Source organism: Peptoniphilus indolicus ATCC 29427 (assembly GCF_000227315.1).
Classification (GTDB): Bacteria; Bacillota; Clostridia; order Tissierellales; family Peptoniphilaceae; genus Peptoniphilus; species Peptoniphilus indolicus.
Genome location: NZ_JH165061.1, coordinates 1043605 through 1046866 on the forward strand (window position 1 = coordinate 1043605; position 3262 = coordinate 1046866).

The following is a 3262-nucleotide window of genomic DNA, read 5'->3' on the forward strand; positions in this document are numbered from 1 at the left end:
CTAAAAATTTTTAGAAATATTCAAGTTATATATTGCATATGTCTAAAATTTATGATATCATCAAACGTTTACTTTATTTACTTGCTTTGATATACTATATATGTCCAGGAGGTATTGTGATGTATAACGTTGGAGACAAGATAGTATATCCTATGCATGGAGCAGGTGTAATAGTTGGAATCGAGGAGCGAGAAATTCTCAGTGAAAAAAGAAAATATTATATATTAAAGCTACCTGTAAAAGATATGGAAGTAATGGTACCGGTAGAAAATGCAGATGAAGTTGGCGTAAGAGATATTCTTACAAGAGAAGATATGGACAAGGTGTTTGAGGTATTAGGAAGTGAAGAAAAGGTTGAAATGCCTAAAAACTGGAGCAGAAGATATAGGTTCAACATGGATAGAATTAAATCTGGAGATATTGAAGAAATAGCTAGAGTAGTAAGAGCCCTAGAAAGGTCGGATACTTCCAAAAACTTATCAACAGGTGAAAGAAAATTACTTAATAGTGCTAAACAAATTATAATCTCTGAAATGGTATTAGTTTATGACGAAGATTATGAAAAAATTGTAAAAATTGTAGATGATGCCATTTTAAGATAAGGGGTGAATGGTATAAGCAGAAATAAAAAAATAGTAACTACGATGTTTAGGTTCTTATTTACTATTATAGGAGCAGGTCTTGGAGTAGCGCTCGTGATATTTTTAAAATCTATGGATTTTGCACGAGGCTTTAATACAACCATAATTAACATAGCAACAGTTGTGATAATTGGTATTTTCGCACTCATATTTTTTATTTTATCTCCAAAGATTTTTAGGTATATAGAAGTAAATTTAAAGGGAGTTGAAACAGAACTCAAAAAAAGGACTCTGTCGGAAAATTTAACCGGTAGTTTAGGACTTATACTCGGCCTTTTTATAGCATTTCTTCTATCACAACCAATTAATAGAATTCCAGTGATAGGAACGGCGCTTTCTTTAATACTCTATGGAATTTTAGGCTATCTTGGAATTAACCTATCTTTAAAGTATAAAGATGAATTAATTTATAGGCTTAGAGAAGTTAGTTTACCTAAAGCAACAAGTAGAGAAAAAGATAAAGACAAAAAGAAAGTTATGGCCGGAGCAAAAATACTCGACACAAGTGTAATAATTGATGGACGTATTAAAAATGTTTGCGAAGCAGGATTTTTAGAAGGACAGTTAGTCGTATCTAAATATGTGCTTGAAGAGTTACAACATATTGCGGATTCTTCAGATGCATTGAAGAGAAATAGAGGTAGAAGAGGCTTAGATATTTTAAAAGAACTTCAAGATAATTCTAATCTGGATATTGTCATATATAATGAAGACTATGATAATATAAAAGAAGTTGACTCTAAGTTAATTCAAATTACAAAAGATTTAAAGGGGAAAATTGTAACAAATGACTACAATTTAAATAAAGTTGCGGCGGTACAAAATATACCGGTTCTAAATATTAATGAACTTGCGAATTCAGTAAAACCTGTGTATTTACCTGGTGAAATTATGAAGATACAAATTGTAAAACATGGTAAAGAACATGGACAAGGACTTGGATATTTAGATGATGGAACTATGATTGTAGTAGAAGATGGTAAAGATCGTGTAGGTGAGGATGTCGAAGTAATTGTTACATCGGCGCTACAAACCTCTGCCGGCAAGATGATATTTGCAAAACCGACAAAGGGGGAATAATTTGGAACAAAATATTTATTTAGACAAGGAGCGCTTAAATGAAGCGAAATCCTTAGTAGAAAGCCTTGGTGAATCTCTTTGACCTGGCTGGTCTAAGAGAAAAGGTAAAAGAATTAAATGATAAACAGTTAGAGCCTAATTTTTGGGATAACAGTGAGTCAGCTCAAAAGGTGATAAAAGAATTGAATCATCATCAAGGGAAAGTTGATAAATATGACAAGCTCTCTAAGAAGATTGAAGAAGCAAATGATTTAATTGAATTGATGGAATTGGAAGAAGATTTCACTTTCTATGACGAATTTAAAAAAGATTTAGAAGACATAGAAAAATTTGCTGATGAGTTTAAGCTAGAAACGCTATTAAATGGGGAATATGATGCAAATGACTGCATTCTTACAATACACGCAGGAGCAGGTGGAACAGAGGCTCAGGATTGGGCTAGCATGCTTCTTAGAATGTATACAAGATATGCAGAGAGCAAAGGCTTTAAAGTGGAGATATTGGATATCCAAAAAGAAGATGAGGCCGGAATAAAATCTGCAACACTTTTAATTTCCGGAGACAATGGATATGGATATATGAAGGGGGAAAAAGGAGTTCACAGATTAGTTAGAATTTCTCCTTTTGACTCAAATAAGAGAAGACATACATCTTTTTCATCAGTTGATGTGTATCCACAAATAGACGGAGCTGTTGAAGTGGAAATCAGAGCTGAAGATTTGAAAGTTGATACCTACAGGTCTTCCGGAGCTGGCGGACAACATGTAAACACCACAGATTCAGCCGTTCGAATTACACACATTCCAACTGGAATAGTGGTTCAATGTCAAAATGAAAGAAGTCAGATACAAAATAGAGAAACTGCAATGAATATGTTAAAAGCAAAGTTGATTGCTCTTGCTGAAGAAGAACAAAAAGAAAAAATTGACGATTTGCAAGGGAACTATTCTCAAATTGCATGGGGTTCTCAAATAAGGTCATATGTATTCCAACCTTACACACTGGTAAAAGACCATAGAACAAATACAGAAGTTGGAGATGTAAATCGTGTAATGGATGGAGATTTGGATGAGTTTATAAATAGCTATCTACAACTAAAAGCTACTGAAAATTGAGGTATAATATGATAATTACAACAACTGATAAAATTGAAGGTAAAGAAATTGTTGAATATTTAGGAGTTGTTTTCGGTGAAACTGTAAACGGAATTAACTTTGTAAAAGATTTTGGTGCAGGGATAAGAAATTTAGTAGGCGGTAGAAGCGCCGGCTATGAAGAAGAATTGGTTTCAAGTAGAGAAGATGCCATTGCAGAAATGACTAGTAGAGCTACTAAGATTGGTGCTGATGCAATAGTTGGATTAAAGATGAATGTTGAGGCATTTGGACAAGGTAATATGCTTTTAGTAAATGTAATTGGAACAGCGGTTAAGTTAAAATAAAATTTTAGATTTAGTTAGATTTAAATAAATGGAAATTTAATTATATATGAAAGAATTGAAATTTTATCAATTATTATAATGGTGATTTCTCCTGTAATTA

General features: G+C 32.8%; 4 protein-coding genes. All 4 read left to right on the forward strand.

Annotation, left to right across the window (positions count from 1 at the left end):
- Nucleotides 1-119: 119 nt before the first annotated feature.
- The 4 genes from HMPREF9129_RS04695 (at nt 120) to HMPREF9129_RS04710 (ending at nt 3162) form a co-directional block, all read left to right on the forward strand.
- Nucleotides 120-602, forward strand: coding sequence for a CarD family transcriptional regulator (locus HMPREF9129_RS04695; protein ID WP_040552323.1), 483 nt, complete (start codon nt 120-122; stop codon nt 600-602).
- A gap of 42 nt (nt 603-644) precedes the next feature.
- Nucleotides 645-1721 (forward strand): PIN/TRAM domain-containing protein, encoded by a 1077-nt coding sequence (locus HMPREF9129_RS04700; protein ID WP_040552324.1) that lies wholly within the window; start codon nt 645-647, stop codon nt 1719-1721.
- Nucleotide 1722: 1 nt separating this feature from the next.
- Nucleotides 1723-2836, forward strand: a protein-coding gene (gene prfB, locus HMPREF9129_RS04705; RefSeq protein ID WP_115312148.1) for a peptide chain release factor 2 whose coding sequence is annotated in 2 segments (ribosomal slippage) — nt 1723-1800 and nt 1802-2836 — 1113 coding nt in all. Because the reading frame shifts where the segments join, the coding sequence is not laid out codon by codon here.
- Nucleotides 2837-2844: 8 nt separating this feature from the next.
- Nucleotides 2845-3162 carry a YbjQ family protein gene (locus HMPREF9129_RS04710; RefSeq protein ID WP_004820891.1) on the forward strand — a complete coding sequence of 106 codons (318 nt, stop codon included), beginning with the start codon at nt 2845-2847 and terminating at the stop codon, nt 3160-3162.
- The last annotated feature ends 100 nt before the right edge of the window (nt 3163-3262 follow it).

Excerpts from the sequence above, each read along its gene's own strand:
- HMPREF9129_RS04695 (WP_040552323.1), top strand. The coding sequence starts at position 120 with ATGTATAACGTTGGAGACAAGATAGTATATCCTATGCATGGAGCAGGT.
- HMPREF9129_RS04700 (WP_040552324.1), top strand. The coding sequence starts at position 645 with ATGTTTAGGTTCTTATTTACTATTATAGGAGCAGGTCTTGGAGTAGCG.
- HMPREF9129_RS04710 (WP_004820891.1), top strand. The coding sequence starts at position 2,845 with ATGATAATTACAACAACTGATAAAATTGAAGGTAAAGAAATTGTTGAA.